The sequence below is a fragment of the Mucilaginibacter auburnensis genome (assembly GCF_002797815.1).
Classification (GTDB): Bacteria; Bacteroidota; Bacteroidia; order Sphingobacteriales; family Sphingobacteriaceae; genus Mucilaginibacter; species Mucilaginibacter auburnensis.
On sequence record NZ_PGFJ01000002.1, the window covers coordinates 224,212 to 238,260 of the forward strand.

The 14,049-nt window shown below is 42.9% G+C and carries 13 protein-coding genes; 7 read left to right on the forward strand and 6 right to left on the reverse strand.

What is annotated here, in order from left to right:
• Positions 1-8 precede the first annotated feature (8 nt).
• The gene (locus tag CLV57_RS11595; protein ID WP_100342816.1) at positions 9-605 is read right to left on the reverse strand and encodes a DUF1684 domain-containing protein; all 597 of its coding nucleotides are present in this window, start codon (positions 603-605) and stop codon (positions 9-11) included.
• 445 nt (positions 606-1,050) lie between these two features.
• Positions 1,051-2,142, reverse strand: a complete 1,092-nt coding sequence (locus CLV57_RS11600; protein WP_100341577.1) for an AAA family ATPase — start codon at positions 2,140-2,142, stop codon at positions 1,051-1,053.
• A gap of 360 nt (positions 2,143-2,502) precedes the next feature.
• Here CLV57_RS11600 and CLV57_RS11605 point away from each other — a divergent pair, with 360 nt between their 5' ends.
• Together CLV57_RS11605 and CLV57_RS11610 are read left to right on the forward strand one after the other, a co-directional pair.
• On the forward strand, positions 2,503-3,894 hold the full coding sequence (locus CLV57_RS11605) for a sigma-54-dependent transcriptional regulator (protein ID WP_100341578.1): 1,392 nt from the start codon (positions 2,503-2,505) through the stop codon (positions 3,892-3,894).
• A gap of 34 nt (positions 3,895-3,928) precedes the next feature.
• Complete coding sequence (locus CLV57_RS11610) at positions 3,929-4,264, forward strand: MerR family transcriptional regulator (protein WP_100341579.1); 336 nt, start codon at positions 3,929-3,931, stop codon at positions 4,262-4,264.
• Here CLV57_RS11610 and CLV57_RS11615 read toward each other — a convergent pair whose 3' ends face one another.
• Complete coding sequence (locus CLV57_RS11615; protein WP_100341580.1) at positions 4,265-4,648, reverse strand: DUF3037 domain-containing protein; 384 nt, start codon at positions 4,646-4,648, stop codon at positions 4,265-4,267.
• Positions 4,626-5,417, reverse strand: a complete 792-nt coding sequence (locus CLV57_RS11620) for a HipA family kinase (protein WP_100341581.1) — start codon at positions 5,415-5,417, stop codon at positions 4,626-4,628. Before CLV57_RS11620 ends, CLV57_RS11615 begins: the two co-directional genes overlap by 23 nt.
• 90 nt (positions 5,418-5,507) lie before the next feature.
• Here CLV57_RS11620 and CLV57_RS11625 point away from each other — a divergent pair, with 90 nt between their 5' ends.
• Positions 5,508-5,981 carry a response regulator transcription factor gene (locus CLV57_RS11625; RefSeq protein ID WP_100341582.1) on the forward strand — a complete coding sequence of 158 codons (474 nt, stop codon included), beginning with the start codon at positions 5,508-5,510 and terminating at the stop codon, positions 5,979-5,981.
• A gap of 115 nt (positions 5,982-6,096) precedes the next feature.
• Positions 6,097-6,624, forward strand: coding sequence for a DUF4199 domain-containing protein (locus CLV57_RS11630; RefSeq protein WP_100341583.1), 528 nt, complete (start codon positions 6,097-6,099; stop codon positions 6,622-6,624).
• 62 nt (positions 6,625-6,686) lie between these two features.
• On the opposite strand, the gene CLV57_RS11635 is transcribed toward CLV57_RS11630, so the two are convergent.
• Together CLV57_RS11635 and CLV57_RS11640 are read right to left on the reverse strand one after the other, a co-directional pair.
• Entirely contained in the window at positions 6,687-8,033 is a 1,347-nt protein-coding gene (locus CLV57_RS11635; protein ID WP_100341584.1) for a sensor histidine kinase, read from the reverse strand.
• A complete protein-coding gene (locus CLV57_RS11640; RefSeq protein WP_100341585.1) occupies positions 8,023-9,378 on the reverse strand; it encodes a sigma-54-dependent transcriptional regulator in 1,356 nt (451 codons plus the stop codon). Before CLV57_RS11640 ends, CLV57_RS11635 begins: the two co-directional genes overlap by 11 nt.
• Before the next feature lie 257 nt (positions 9,379-9,635).
• On the opposite strand from CLV57_RS11640, the gene CLV57_RS11645 reads away from it, so the two are divergent.
• The 3 genes from CLV57_RS11645 (at position 9,636) to CLV57_RS11655 (ending at position 14,047) form a co-directional block, all read left to right on the forward strand.
• Positions 9,636-10,889 (forward strand): efflux RND transporter periplasmic adaptor subunit, encoded by a 1,254-nt coding sequence (locus tag CLV57_RS11645; protein WP_100341586.1) that lies wholly within the window; start codon positions 9,636-9,638, stop codon positions 10,887-10,889.
• Between the two features lie 82 nt (positions 10,890-10,971).
• Positions 10,972-11,649, forward strand: a complete 678-nt coding sequence (locus CLV57_RS11650) for an ABC transporter ATP-binding protein (RefSeq protein WP_100341587.1) — start codon at positions 10,972-10,974, stop codon at positions 11,647-11,649.
• A gap of 25 nt (positions 11,650-11,674) precedes the next feature.
• Entirely contained in the window at positions 11,675-14,047 is a 2,373-nt protein-coding gene (locus CLV57_RS11655) for an ABC transporter permease (RefSeq protein ID WP_100341588.1), read from the forward strand.
• The last annotated feature ends 2 nt before the right edge of the window (positions 14,048-14,049 follow it).

Genomic DNA, 14,049 nt, shown 5'->3' on the forward strand with positions numbered 1-14,049 from the left:
CCCACCAATCAATGCCCCTTCCCAAACAACTTCTCCCCCGCTCTAACCGCCACGGCTAATTGGTTTTCAGCCGGTGGTTTTGGGCAGGAGTACAGCGGCGAAAAAGCGCAGTAAGGGTTGTAAGCCTTGTTAAAATCGAGCGCAAGCGCACCGTTTTTAATTTCGCCCTCCCTTATATCAATATACCGGCCTCCTCCATAAGTGTCGCTCCCGTTGGTAGCATCTGTAAATGGTAAAAACAGGTAATCTTTGTATTCGGCTACGTTCATTAGTGATGTGCTGCGGTATACCGTTAAAGTTTGAGAGGTGCCGTTCAATGTAAATTTCAATCGGGCGTAAGGCAGATATTCCTGCGCGGCGCCAATAAACGTAGGCATCATAAACGTTGCCGCATTGCTAACTAATTCAACTTTGGCGTTTACACGGTAAGTACTATCGGCATCATAAAAACGCAGGTATTGCAGGTCCTCCTTTTTTAAAGGTGAGTTTTTCTCGGTTAAAAAATCATTCTTATATTTCTCGCGGAAGGCATCAATTTGGGCTTTATGGCTTTGAGCCAGGCAGTTGAGTGATGCAAAAAGCAGTATTAAGGTTAGGTATCGCATAGTTTGGTTTGTTGGTACAATATAGGGGTTTATTTTTAAAATAGCCTTACCGGCATACATAGCGGCCTACTTATCGCTTCTACAAGATCTTTCAGTCACGCCTTGCTCCCCGCCGCTTCGTTTCTTCACGATGACAACAAAAACTCAACACCCAACCTGTCTTTTCCAACTATGCATAGCGGACTTTCGCTTTGAAAGGATCTCTCAGTCGCGCTACTGCACTGCCCAACCCGCCGCTTCTTCAAGATGATATATACAATTAAAATGTTATCCACCCTGTCATTTCGAACGAACGGACGGGCAAAGGCCTGTGTGTTGAGTGAGGAGAAATCTTTTCGGACTATGCATCGCAGACTGCCTCTCGCTTTGAAAAGATCTCTCAGTCGCGCTACTGCACTGCCAAACCCGCCGCTTCTTCGAGATGACACGGGTTATTAAGTTACTTCTACCCCTCCACTTCACTCACCCTTTTCACAATCCTGAAAACCGTTGCCTTTGGCATATTGGTTTCGGCGGCAATCTGGCCCAGGCTCATACCGCGGGCGTGCAGTTGGGCTATGTGGTTTTCGGTATGGCGGCGCTGCTGTTCCGTGTAGGGCGTCAGGTGCAGTGCCTCGGCCGCGTTTGCTTCAAATTCAAATTTTAAAAAGTTATAAGGTTTAACAATACGGCAAAGGCAAACATTGCCGGCACCGTAAATTTCCTGACCGCTGCGCTGTTTGATCTGCTTTAAATAACGCAGTCCGGAGGTGGTTTGGCTCTCGCCAATGGCAAAGGCGCTATCGGCAAAGTTAATGAGCATTTTACTGCCCTGCAGATCATTACGGGTTACCGGCTTGGCGGGGTTGCGCTTGGGAGTATGCGCCAGCACCAGTATAGACAGAGCGTATTGCGTTTTAATATTTTGCAGGTTGCGCATTAGGCTAACCGCAGCCGCCGCGGCTTCGGTACCGGTACGCAAACAGGTAATGTTATCAATAATGAGGTTACGTGCACCGGTACTGATTATGGCGTTCTCAATGGCGTTGTTGATGTAGTCGGCATAAGTAGCAAACTTTTTAGCGCTGGTTGAATAAGGGTTAAGCACCACGCGGTAAAAATTATCATCAAAAGGATAAATGCCATAGGTGTTACTGCTGTAGCGCTTGCCAAACTGCTGCGCGCTCAGCTCGAAATCAAAATACAACACCTTTTCGGGGGTGCTGCTGCCGCCAAACTCGGGCATGGGCTGGCCTTTGCTCAGGCTATCGCCTATCTGCACCGCCAGGATAGATTTGCCTACGTTGGTGTCGGCAAACAATATGCACAGCTCATGGCGGTACCAAAAGTCGCCAAACAGGGTATCCTGTTGTTGCTGGCGGCCCTCGTTAACCCATTCGGCAGCCTTGCGGATGATGAACGCGTCTTTACTGTCGGGCGGCGGTTCTAATAACCGGTCTAAAGTTTTCTCCTCCTTTTTTGTTAGTATACGATGATTCATGGAGCGGATGAGCTCAATTTCGAGCGGGCGCTCAAAAGTTGTTCGGGAATAATTCATGGTGATAAGAAATTTATGCAAGGTACATACATAAATTGAGCGAGGTGGTGACACAAGTGTGTCACCAGCTGAATATCAGAAACTTGGAATGACATTTACAACTATCTATCACAATTCAATAAGCGGCCGAAAATTTAAAAGACATCGTTTCACCCGTTTCATTTTCGTTTCACTATTTTTCATTAAATTACTGAAAATAAAACGTTTATGAAAAATATCGTCTCACATCGTTTCACGCACGTAGTGAGACGATGAACCGATTGTAACAAAATTTGAAATACGGCAAACATCGTTACCTAAAAAGTGTTTACTTTACTGTACAAACGCTAAACAGAGCACAAACAACTACTTGAACAACAAATGGCTAAGATTTTAATTATTGATGACGAGCGGGCCATCCGCAATACACTGCGCGAAATACTTGAATACGAAGACTATGAAGTAGAGGATGTTGACAACGGCATCGATGGCTTATCCATGATAAGCAAAAACAATTATGACCTTGTGCTCTGCGATATTAAAATGAACCGGATGGACGGCATGGAGGTGCTTACCGAGGGCCTCATTTTAAAACCCGATCTGCCATTCATCATGATATCAGGCCACGGCACGGTGGAAACCGCCGTTGAAGCCAGCAAGAAAGGGGCATTCGACTTCATTTCCAAACCGCCTGACCTGAACCGCTTACTGATTACAGTTCGTAACGCTTTAGACCGCGGCAGCCTGATGGTTGAAACCAAGGTGCTGAAGCGCAAGGTGTCAAAGGTCAGACCTATTCTGGGTGAGTCGCAAGGCATTAGCAAGATCAAAGAAACCATTGACCGCGTTGCCCCTACCGATGCCCGCGTATTGATAACCGGCGCTAACGGCAGCGGTAAAGAGCTGGTTGCCCGCTGGCTGCACGAGAAATCAAACCGCGCCAATGGACCGATCATAGAAGTTAACTGCGCCGCCATACCATCCGAACTGATAGAGAGCGAGTTATTCGGGCATGAGAAAGGCTCATTTACCTCGGCCGTAAAACAGCGCATAGGTAAGTTTGAATCGGCCAGTGGTGGCACCTTGTTCCTGGATGAGATAGGCGACATGAGCCAATCAGCGCAGGCTAAGGTATTGCGCGCTCTTCAGGAAAGCAAAATAACGCGTGTAGGCGGCGAAAAAGAGATAGATGTAGACGTACGCGTAGTTGCTGCAACCAACAAGGACCTGCTAAAGGAGATTGAAGACGGCAACTTCCGTATGGACCTTTACCACCGCCTTAGCGTTATATTGATACATGTACCATCGCTTACCGAGCGTAAAGATGATATCCCGCTGCTTACGCAAAGCTTTTTGGAGGAGATATGCAGCGAGTATGGCATGCCGGTTAAGCGTGTGTCTGAAGGTGCTATGGAAGCTCTGAAAGCCTTGCCATGGACGGGCAATATCCGCGAGTTGCGTAATATGATAGAGCGATTGATCATATTAAGCGATAAAGTGATCACCGAAGATGATGTGCGTTTGTTTGCTAACCCATCTGCCCCTGCCACTGCTGTAGCGGCAAGCCCAGGCACAGCAGCTCCGGCACCACAAACAGACTTTAACCAGTTTAAAAACTTCCAGGAGTACAAAGACCACGCTGAACGCGAGTATATCAAGTTCAAGCTGGAAAAGAATAACTGGAACGTATCAAAAACTGCTGATGATATAGACATACAGCGTAGTCACCTGTATAGCAAGATAGAAAAATATGGTTTAAAGCGGGGCGAGTAATGCTCCGCTTTAAATTAAACTATTACCTTTGTGTATGCCCTATAAAGACCGAGATATCAGCAAACTATACTACACCATGGGCGAGGTTGCGACCATGTTTGATGTTAACGCTTCGCTGATACGTTTTTATGAAAAAGAGTTTGAGGTACTTCAGCCTAAAAAGAACAAAAAAGGCAACCGCCTGTTCACTGCCGAAGACCTTGAAAACTTCAAGATCATCTTCCACTTGATAAAAGATAAAGGCTATACCCTGCAAGGCGCCAAAGACCACCTCAAGCAAAACATGAATGATGTTAAAGATAGCCAACGGGTGATCACTTCTTTAGAAAACCTGAAGAAGTTTCTGCTTGAAGTTAAAGAGCAGTTGTAACTACCCTACCATTTCGTTAAAAATCCTTTGTAGGGTCTTTTCGCAATCAGCGGTTAGACCTGGATGCACTTTGGATGTTTGCACAACTGTGCTACGCGTAGCCGTTAACCATCTAAAACGCGAAGCCTCGTCAAGAGCAGCTATAGCCCCGCAGGATTTGTTGCCCTTTGTAATTTCAGCAAAAGCATTAAGATTGGCTTTAACCATATCAATCTCTAAATTGCTGGAAAACGCCGCCATCCGCTGCTCGTCAATCTGTATGATGGACTGTAAAAACTTAGTCCGCTTACAAAACAGTATAACGCCAACATTTATAAACTCCTCACGCTCTACCCTGGGCACAACGCGTATAACGGCGTACTCAAAAACGTGATTCTCGGGCATGTTTGGCTTCTTCAATAAACGTTGACGACGCGGCAAGGCGTGTGGTTAAAAACTGAATATATACCTCTCGCTTTTCAGCGGCGGTTAGCGACTCATCTTCCAACCACTCATCAGGCACCAGGTTAACAATGTCAGTTATCTTTTCTTTGGTCAGGATAGCCTTAAAAGCGGCATCAACCGTGTCTAACTCGCTTGCCCACGGTAACAGTACGTGGTCTTTAACCTGCACAAACGGGCGTAAGGCTTGCTCCTGCCAATTATCCCAGGAGTGATGAAAATACAAGGCTGCACCATGGTCAATCAACCAAAGTTCCTTGTACCACATCAGCATGTTGGTGTTACGTGGGGTACGATCAACATTGGTAATAAGGCAATCCAACCAAACAATTTGCGACGATAGTAATGGTGGCAACTGCGTTACCACAGCATCAAACGTTATGGCACCCGACAAATAATGAACCGCCAGATTTAAGCCCACACTGGCTTTTAGCAGGTCTTGTATCTCTTCGTCAGGTTCAGTACGCCCAAACGCCGAGTCAAGGTTAGCAAACACGATCTCGGGTATTTTAAAACCTAACGCACGCGCAAGTTCACCTCCTATCAGTTCGGCTATCAAGGCTTTTTTCCCCTGCCCCGCTCCCCGGAACTTTAAAACGTATAGAAAATTATCGTCGGCCTCGGCAATGGCTGGTAGCGAACCACCCTCCCGCAGCGGGGTAACATAGCGGGTAACGTTAACTGTTCGTAAAGATGGTATGGTATTGCTCATTATCTATTCAGGCGCTAAAATTAGCGATTTTTAATTTGTACCGCGTTTATTTGTATTTTCACAAGCAAACAAGTTTAAATTCTCTCACAGGTGTATCTTAAATTATTCAACAGACATAAGCAATCCATACTCTATGGTGCATCATTAGCATTATTACTGGTACTGCTTAAATGGCTGGAATTTAAACTCATAATTATTGACCATTCATTTGAGTTATATGTAGGTGCCATTGCATTGTTTTTTACCACACTGGGCATTTGGCTGGCTTTAAAACTCACCAAACCTAAAATTGAAACATTGGTAGTGGAGAAAGCAATTTACAGATCATCTTCGACTGAATTTACTGCTAACCAAACCGAGATAGATAGACTCAACCTCAGCACCCGGGAGGTTGAAGTGTTGACACACATGGCACAGGGATTAAGCAATCAGGAAATTGCGGAAAAGCTATTTGTGTCACTTAATACCATCAAAACCCACTCATCAAAAATATTTGAAAAGATGGAAGTAAAGCGACGCACCCAGGCGGTTGAATTGGCACAGCGCCTGGGCATATTGCCGTAGTGCTTAAGTATTATTTGGCTGTCAATTATAAAAATCACACAAAAGTATGAGGCAGAAAAGCAGTGCGTTAGGCAAATTTGCGCATCAAAAACTCATAACCTGTTAATTCATTGTCATGAAAAAAAACGTACTCATTTTTGGCAGCATCGCCGGCCTTATTCTTTTAATTGTTCTGCTTACCTCTACCATTGCATGCTACAGCAGCGACAATTATAATGGCAACATGTGGTTGGGCTACGGCTCAATGTTAGTAGCCTTCTCATTAATTTTTGTCGGCATAAAAAACGTGCGCGATAAGGTAAACAACGGCTTTATAACTTTTGGAGGAGCCTTCAAAGTGGGGATACTTATTGCCTTAATTGCCTCAACGGTGTACGTAGTAACCTGGCTGTTTGAGTATTACTTAATAATGCCCGACTTTATGGACAAATACATAGCCCATGTTTTAAGAGAAGCCGCCAAAAATGGGGCGACAGCTGCTGACCTTAAAGCGAAAAAAGATGATATGGCCGGATACATTGATATGTATAAAACCCCTTTTGGCGTGATTGTAATGACCTACCTTGAGGTATTACCCATCGGTTTGATCATTGCCGCTATTGCTGCTTTGATATTAAAGCGTAAACCACAGATAGCTGCTTAAGATCACTAACAAAAGTTGCCCGGGAAAATAAATCAAGCACTCGCAAAAACCGGGTGCTTGATTTAACTGACAAACTGCATGGAGAAAACAGAACCCTCACCCTCTACCGACTGAACTTTGATGGAGCCTTTATGCAGCATCATGATCTGTTTGCATAAACTAAGGCCTATGCCGCTGCCGGTTTTTCGCGTACTGAAGAATGGGATAAATATCTTATCAACAAGTTCAGCAGACATGCCGGTACCATTATCTGCAATCTTTATCAGTTGTCTGCCTTCTTTTGTTAACTCTGCGCTAAGTGTAATTACCGGCATCTCAACCGACTTGACAGCTTCTATAGCGTTAACCAGCAAGTTGATCAAGACCTGTTCAATTAGCTCTCTGTCAATATTAACTGCCATTTGCGTATCTCTCAAAACTATATCTAACTCAATGTTTTTTTGAGTAAGTGTAGGTTGCATCAAACTGCTTAGATCCTCAAACAGGTCGCGTACTAAAACACGCTTTAAATCCAAACTGGTAATTTTATTCAAATTGCGGTAGCTCTCCGTGAATTTTAATAGCCCCTCACTCCTGCGTTTAATTGTATCTATACCCAATTCCAAATCATCCAGATCACCGCCTTTATTATTCTTCTCGCTGTATATTTTTAGTCGATTTTTCAACGTATCAGCCAATGATGATATTGGTGCTACAGAGTTCATTATCTCATGCGTCATTACATTTAACAGCTTTTGCCATGCCTTTGATTCGGTTTCATCCAACGCTTCACTTATGTTTTGAAAAGCAAGCAACTTATATACCTTATCATCACTTCGCATGGTGCTGGCTGTAAGCAAAATTTTAAATAACTGTTGATTACGCGTTATAGAAACCACTTTGCTATCTCCAGGCTTAAGCGCTAAAACGGCATTATACAGCTCTTCATCCCGCTTCTGCAAAGAGTGAATAGTTTTTAAATAAGGAATGTTAAATGTGTTTTTAAAGGACTCATTTAGCCAACCTATTTCTCCTGTTTCCTGCTCATAGGATACAATGCCTGTATCAACCAGTTCCAATATTTTCTGGAGATATTGGTACTGCGTTTCCCGCTCGCGACTTATGGTTTTAAATGTGGTATTTATGTCATTAAAACCCTTACGTAATGGCTGAAGTTCAACTGGAGCTTTTTTCACATCAAAATACCTTGAAAAATCACGATAGTGAACAGACTCCGCAAACTGCTGAACTTCGTTATGTGCTTTTTTCTGAAACTGTATCATGTCTGCCAAAACAAATGCGATAACAGGTATGCCTATTATCAACATTTCATACCATCCCTTAACTATAATAAAGCTTAGGCCCAGCAAACTCAAAAACAATAAAGCAACGCGCGCTATCAAACGCGTTTCATAGCCCTTAAATATCATACTTGCTTAATCTGCGGTATAGTGCTGTACGCGTCAAACCCAATTCCTTTGCTGCACGTGTTATATTACCATTATGTTTATCAATCACCCGCATTATGGTGTTTTTTTCTACCATGCTTAGCGGCATATCATCTGGCATTGGGGGTTCAGGACTGGCTGTTTCAATGGAAGAAAATATCAGATCGTTAGCTGTTAAAACCTCGCTATCAGCCATTATAATGGCACGCTCCATGGTATATTGCAATTCGCGCACATTGCCGGGATAATGATAGCTGTTGAGCTTTTGCAAAGCAGTGGCGTCAAAACTTACAGCAGGCTTTAAGTATTTGGCTGCATAAGTAGCTGCAAAATGCTTCGCCAGCAAAACAATGTCGTTATTTCGCTTGCGTAGCGGCGGCATAGTTACTTCAACCGTATTAATACGATAGATCAAGTCCTTACGGAAGCGATCATCATTAGCCAACTCATGCAATGGCAGGTTAGTGGCACATATCAGCCTAATATCAATATCCATGGGTTTGTTGTTACCCAGGCGGGTAACTTGCCTGTTTTGCAGTACGGTAAGTAGCTTTGCCTGCTGCCTTAACGATATATTTCCAATTTCATCTAAAAACAACGTCCCGCCATTGGCATCTTCAAATCTACCTGGTCTATCTTCCCTTGCATCTGTAAATGCCCCCTTTTTGTGTCCAAATAATTCGCTTTCAAAAAGTGTGTCGGTCAACGCGCCAACATCCACTTTAACAAACGGTTTACCCGCTCTCATTGAGCGTTCATGAATAGCCTTAGCTATCAAGTCCTTGCCGGTTCCATTCTCGCCCAATATGAGTATATTGGCATCAGTGGGTGCAATTTTATTTACCTTCAAAAATATATCCTGCATTACATCCGAGTCGCCCAGTAAGGTTGTTGTGCCTGTACTTTTATTAGATGAAGTTTTGGTGTTTTTATCACTATCTTTTTTATCCAGTAGTTCTTTAATTACTTCAGTGAGTTTGTCGTTATGCCAAGGTTTAACTATAAAATCTGCGGCACCTTCCTTAAGCGAACGAACAGCGAGGTCAATATCACCATAAGCGGTTATCATAATAACAATGGCATCAGGCTTCCACTCCTTTACCTTGCGCAGCCAGTACAAACCTTCGTTGCCTGTATTGATAGCGCTGTTAAAGTTCATATCAAGCAGTATAAGGTCCACGTTGTTTTGACGAAGCAAACTGTTAAGATTCTCAGGGTTTTTCTCCGTTATTACCTCTTTCGCTTCGGTTTTAAGTAGAAGCTTAACGGCTGTAAGCACATCGGTGTCATCATCAACAATTAAAACAGTAGCCTTTTTTAGTAACATATAGTCGGTTAAATTGCAATAAGTATAAATTTATATAAAGTATAAGGCAACAATATAACCATAATTGATAAAGTACTGTGCAACAATTTTTTGCATCATTAGCGTATTTTTAAACTGTATCATAACCGTACACATGCTGTTGCAAAAACGAACGTGAAAACATTTAATATACCATTTATTAAATTGATTTACAGTAAATTATGTTATGGCACGTTGTTTTATAAATAAAGCGTACATAGATCGTCATAGTTAATATCGTGGATAGAAAAATAGAGAAGAAAAAATGGAATACCAAACGCCTGCTTACCATAGCAGGTATAACAGCGCTTGTTATGTTAATAGCATCGAGCATTTATTTTACCTCCGGTAAAAGCAAGCTGGATGTTGATACTGAACGTATAACAGTTGGCGAGATAACTAAAGGACCTTTCCAGGTAACTATCCCAGTAAACGGCATCGTTATGCCTATCACCACCATTTATCTGGATGCGATAGAAGGCGGACGCGTTGAGCAATTATTTGTAGAAGACGGCGCGAATTTAAAGAAAGGCGACCCGATACTTAAATTAGCCAATACCGACCTTGAGTTAAGCCTTGCCACACAGGAAAACGCTGTATACGCGGCACAAACGCAAATACGTATACAGCAAAATAATGCCGAGCAAAATACAGTTACAAAGCTCAACCAAATGGCCGAGGCTGAAAACGCTTTTCGTGAGGCTGAGCGCGTATATAAACTAAACAAGCGCTTATTTGACCAAAAAGCTGTAGGATCTCAGGAGTATCAGCAATCTGTAAACGCTTATCAATACGCTTCTAACCGACTTAATCTAACTAAACGGATTTTAAAGCAAGACACATTAATAACCCGCGAGCAAGCTCAACAAACCAAAGAACAATACGCTCAAATGCGCAACACATTGAACCTGATGCGTCAAAAAGTAGCTGATCTGACCGTTCGCGCACCTGTTGACGGGCAATTGTCTTCTCTGGATGCCGAAATTGGTCAGAGTAAGAATAAAGGGCAAAGGCTTGGGCAGATAGATGTACTATCGGGTTTTAAAGTACGTGTTGATATTGACGAGCACTATATATCGCAGGTGTACAACGGTTTGACAGGTACTTTCACTTTTGCTGAAAAGAGCTACACGCTGAAGATCAAAAAAGTATACTCTCAGGTTACTAACGGCAAGTTCCAGGTTGACATGCAATTTGTTGGAGAGGTACCCGCCGGGATACGCCGCGGTCAGAGCCTGCAAATACTATTGGCGCTAAGCGATGAATCAAAACAGGTACTGTTACCTAAAGGCGGCTTTTACCAGCAAACAGGTGGCAACTGGATATTCAAGATGAGTGAGAACGGCAAAACAGCGTACAGGGTTGACATACAATTAGGAAGGCAGAATACAGAGTATTATGAAGTGCTTCAGGGATTAAAACCCGGCGACAAAGTGATTACCTCAAGTTATGAGAACTATGGTGACATACAGGAACTGGTTTTGCAAAAATAGCTCGTGCCAAATAAGTGACGATTTACATTGAAATAAAAAATTAAAAATAAAAAGCCCACAACACAAGGGCAAGGAGGCCTTAATGATCAAAATAACCAACTTAGAAAAATTCTACCGTACTGAAGAAGTAGAGACCATTGCGCTTAACAAACTGTCTATAGAAGTTAAAGAAGGCGAGTTTGTAGCCATAATGGGCCCATCCGGCTGCGGCAAATCTACCCTGCTGAATATTTTGGGCCTACTGGATGACCCCGATGGCGGAAGCTATATTTTTAACGGCACGGAGGTAGCCCATTTTAACGAGCGTAAACGCGCCGACCTGCGTAAACACAATATCGGTTTCGTTTTTCAAAGCTTTAACCTGATAGATGAGTTAACGGTGTTTGAGAACGTAGAGCTTCCATTGATCTATACTGGGGTTCCGGCATCAGAGCGCGTTGCAAAAGTTGAGAAAGTTTTGGATAAAATGCAGATCATGCACAGACGCAACCACTATCCGCAACAATTATCGGGCGGTCAGCAACAGCGTGTTGCCGTGGCCAGAGCGGTTGTAAATAATCCTAAACTGATATTAGCCGATGAGCCTACCGGTAACCTGGATAGCAGTAACGGTAATGAAGTAATGGAACTACTCACCGACCTTAACGAGCAGGGAACCACCATTATAATGGTTACACACTCTGAACATGATGCACGCTACAGCCACAGAATAATAAGGCTGTTAGACGGGCAAACTGTAATGGAAAACATAATGATCTAACTACCTAAACCTTATCTATATTACTATGCTACGTAATTATTTTAAAACAGCCATTCGCAACCTTACCCGAAACAAAGGCTTTGCATTTTTAAACATTTTTGGTCTTGCTGTTGGTATTGCCTGCACGGCTTGCATATGCCTATGGGTTGAGAATGAAATTAGTTACGATAGCAATAACTTGAAGAAAGACAGGCTGTACATAGTTAAAGAGAGCCAGCAATTTGACAGCAGGGTATTTACACACTCTTCAACACCTGGCCTGCTTGGCCCATCGCTTAAAGCTGATATACCGGCTATAGCAAATACGTGCCGGGTAACCGAGGGCCAAACATCGCTTTTGTTTAACGCCGCAGACAAACCGGTTTTTGCGTTAGGAAAATACGCTGAGCCTTCCATATTCAGCATGTTCACCCTGCCCTTTGCCGAAGGCAACGATGTCGCGGCACTGTCTCAACCTAATGCGCTGGTCATTACTCAAAAAATGGCCAAAAAGATATTTGGTACCGAAAGCGGTGTTATAGGCAAAACTGTAAAGGTTGATAACAAGCAACAATATGTTGTTACCGGTGTGTTGAGAGATCTGCCGCTTAACTCCACGCTACAATTTGAGTGGCTAATGCCTTATAAAGCCTATTTTGACCAAAATACGTGGTTAAACACCTGGAACAATAACTCAGGAAATACTTATGTTGAATTAAAGCCGAGAACTGATTACAAAGCACTTAACAAAACCCTATACGCCTACATACAACAGCATTCAGAAAAATCCTTAAGTCGTACTTCGTTATTTCCCATGACGGATTGGCATTTGTATAATGATTTTGAAAACGGAAAACCAACGGGTGGCGGGCAAATAGAGTATGTGCGGCTGTTCATGGTCATTGCATGCATCATCTTATTTATAGCCTGTATCAATTTTATGAATTTAGCCACAGCTCAAAGCGAGAAAAGAGCTCGCGAGGTAGGCGTTCGTAAGGTATTGGGTGCCGGTAAAAAGCTTTTGGTTTTCCAATTTATAAGTGAGGCCATGATCATGTCAGTAATTGCTGCTGGTACAGCTACAATTATTATGTTATTAGCCTTGCCAACCTTTAGTAACCTGATGGGTGTGCAATTATCGTTGGGATTTGATAATCCAGTCCACGTAGGCGCTTTAATCCTAATTGCTTTATTGTGTGGTGTGGTTGCCGGCAGCTACCCATCCTTTTACTTATCCGCATTTAATCCGGTTACCGTTATCAAAAGCATCAGCATAAAAGACAGTGGCGCCAATACAATACGCAAAGGTTTGGTTATCACACAGTTTGCCGCTTCAATTATACTTATATCAAGTACAATAATTGTATATCAGCAAATCCAATTTGTAAAAGAGCGAAAGCTTGGATTTGACAAAGATCAGCTTGTTGAAATGGATGTCCAGGGTGATATGCGTAAGAATTTTAACGCCATTAAGCAGCAATTACTAAGCAGTAACTATGTTACCAGTGTGGCCATGTCTGACCACAGAACGCTTATTGAAGGCAATAATACTTCCGGTTTTACATGGGCCGGAAAACCAGCCAATTCAAAAGTTTTGGTATCAACACGCTTTGTTAATCCGGAGTTTATCAAAACAATGGGTATGAAAATTAGAGACGGTCGTGACCTTAACTATACCGATACATTAAAAATGGGCAATGTACTCATCACGCAGTCGCTTGAAAAACTAATGGGTAAAGGTAGTGCGGTAGGTAAGATCATACGACACGAAAACGACACTACTGCATTTACGGTAGTAGGTGTAGTTGATGACTATGTTTATGGCGACGTTTATGGAAAGCCTGATCCGGTGATGTTTTTGGGTTCCGGAGAATCAAATGCCAATACCATTTATATACGCATTGCTCCTAATACTAATGCTCAGGATGCGGTTGCAGGTATTCAAAACATCATTAAAGCCAATAACCCCGCTTTTCCGGTCGACTTAAGATTTATGGATGACCAATTTAACCGTCTGTTCTCAAACGAGGTATTGGTGGGCAATATTTCAAAAGTTTTTGCCGGATTAGCTATAATTATATCATGCATTGGTTTGTTTGGCTTAGCAGCATACACAGCAGAGCGCCGTTTCAAAGAAATTGGCATACGTAAAGTACTTGGCGCATCAGTTACGGGAATTGTAACCCTCCTATCCAAAAACTTTATGCAATTAATTGCCATATCTTGCCTGATAGCGTTTCCGGTTGCCTGGTGGTTAACCAATAGCTGGCTAACAAAATACAATTACCGAATTGATGTGGGCTGGTGGGTATTTGTCGCCGCCGGATCAATCGCCATAATAATAGCGCTTGTCACCATAAGTTTCCAATCAGTTAAAGCTGCGTTAGCTAAGCCGGTTAAAAGTTTAAGAAGCGAATAAAG

Coding starts and splice junctions, on each gene's coding strand:
- CLV57_RS11610 (WP_100341579.1), top strand. CDS start 3,929: ATGCCCTATAAAGACCGAGATATCAGCAAACTATACTACACCATGGGC.
- CLV57_RS11600 (WP_100341577.1), bottom strand. CDS start 2,142: ATGAATTATTCCCGAACAACTTTTGAGCGCCCGCTCGAAATTGAGCTC.
- CLV57_RS11605 (WP_100341578.1), top strand. CDS start 2,503: ATGGCTAAGATTTTAATTATTGATGACGAGCGGGCCATCCGCAATACA.
- CLV57_RS11620 (WP_100341581.1), bottom strand. CDS start 5,417: ATGAGCAATACCATACCATCTTTACGAACAGTTAACGTTACCCGCTAT.
- CLV57_RS11630 (WP_100341583.1), top strand. CDS start 6,097: ATGAAAAAAAACGTACTCATTTTTGGCAGCATCGCCGGCCTTATTCTT.
- CLV57_RS11650 (WP_100341587.1), top strand. CDS start 10,972: ATGATCAAAATAACCAACTTAGAAAAATTCTACCGTACTGAAGAAGTA.
- CLV57_RS11615 (WP_100341580.1), bottom strand. CDS start 4,648: ATGCCCGAGAATCACGTTTTTGAGTACGCCGTTATACGCGTTGTGCCC.
- CLV57_RS11640 (WP_100341585.1), bottom strand. CDS start 9,378: ATGTTACTAAAAAAGGCTACTGTTTTAATTGTTGATGATGACACCGAT.
- CLV57_RS11635 (WP_100341584.1), bottom strand. CDS start 8,033: ATGATATTTAAGGGCTATGAAACGCGTTTGATAGCGCGCGTTGCTTTA.
- CLV57_RS11595 (WP_100342816.1), bottom strand. CDS start 605: ATGCGATACCTAACCTTAATACTGCTTTTTGCATCACTCAACTGCCTG.
- CLV57_RS11655 (WP_100341588.1), top strand. CDS start 11,675: ATGCTACGTAATTATTTTAAAACAGCCATTCGCAACCTTACCCGAAAC.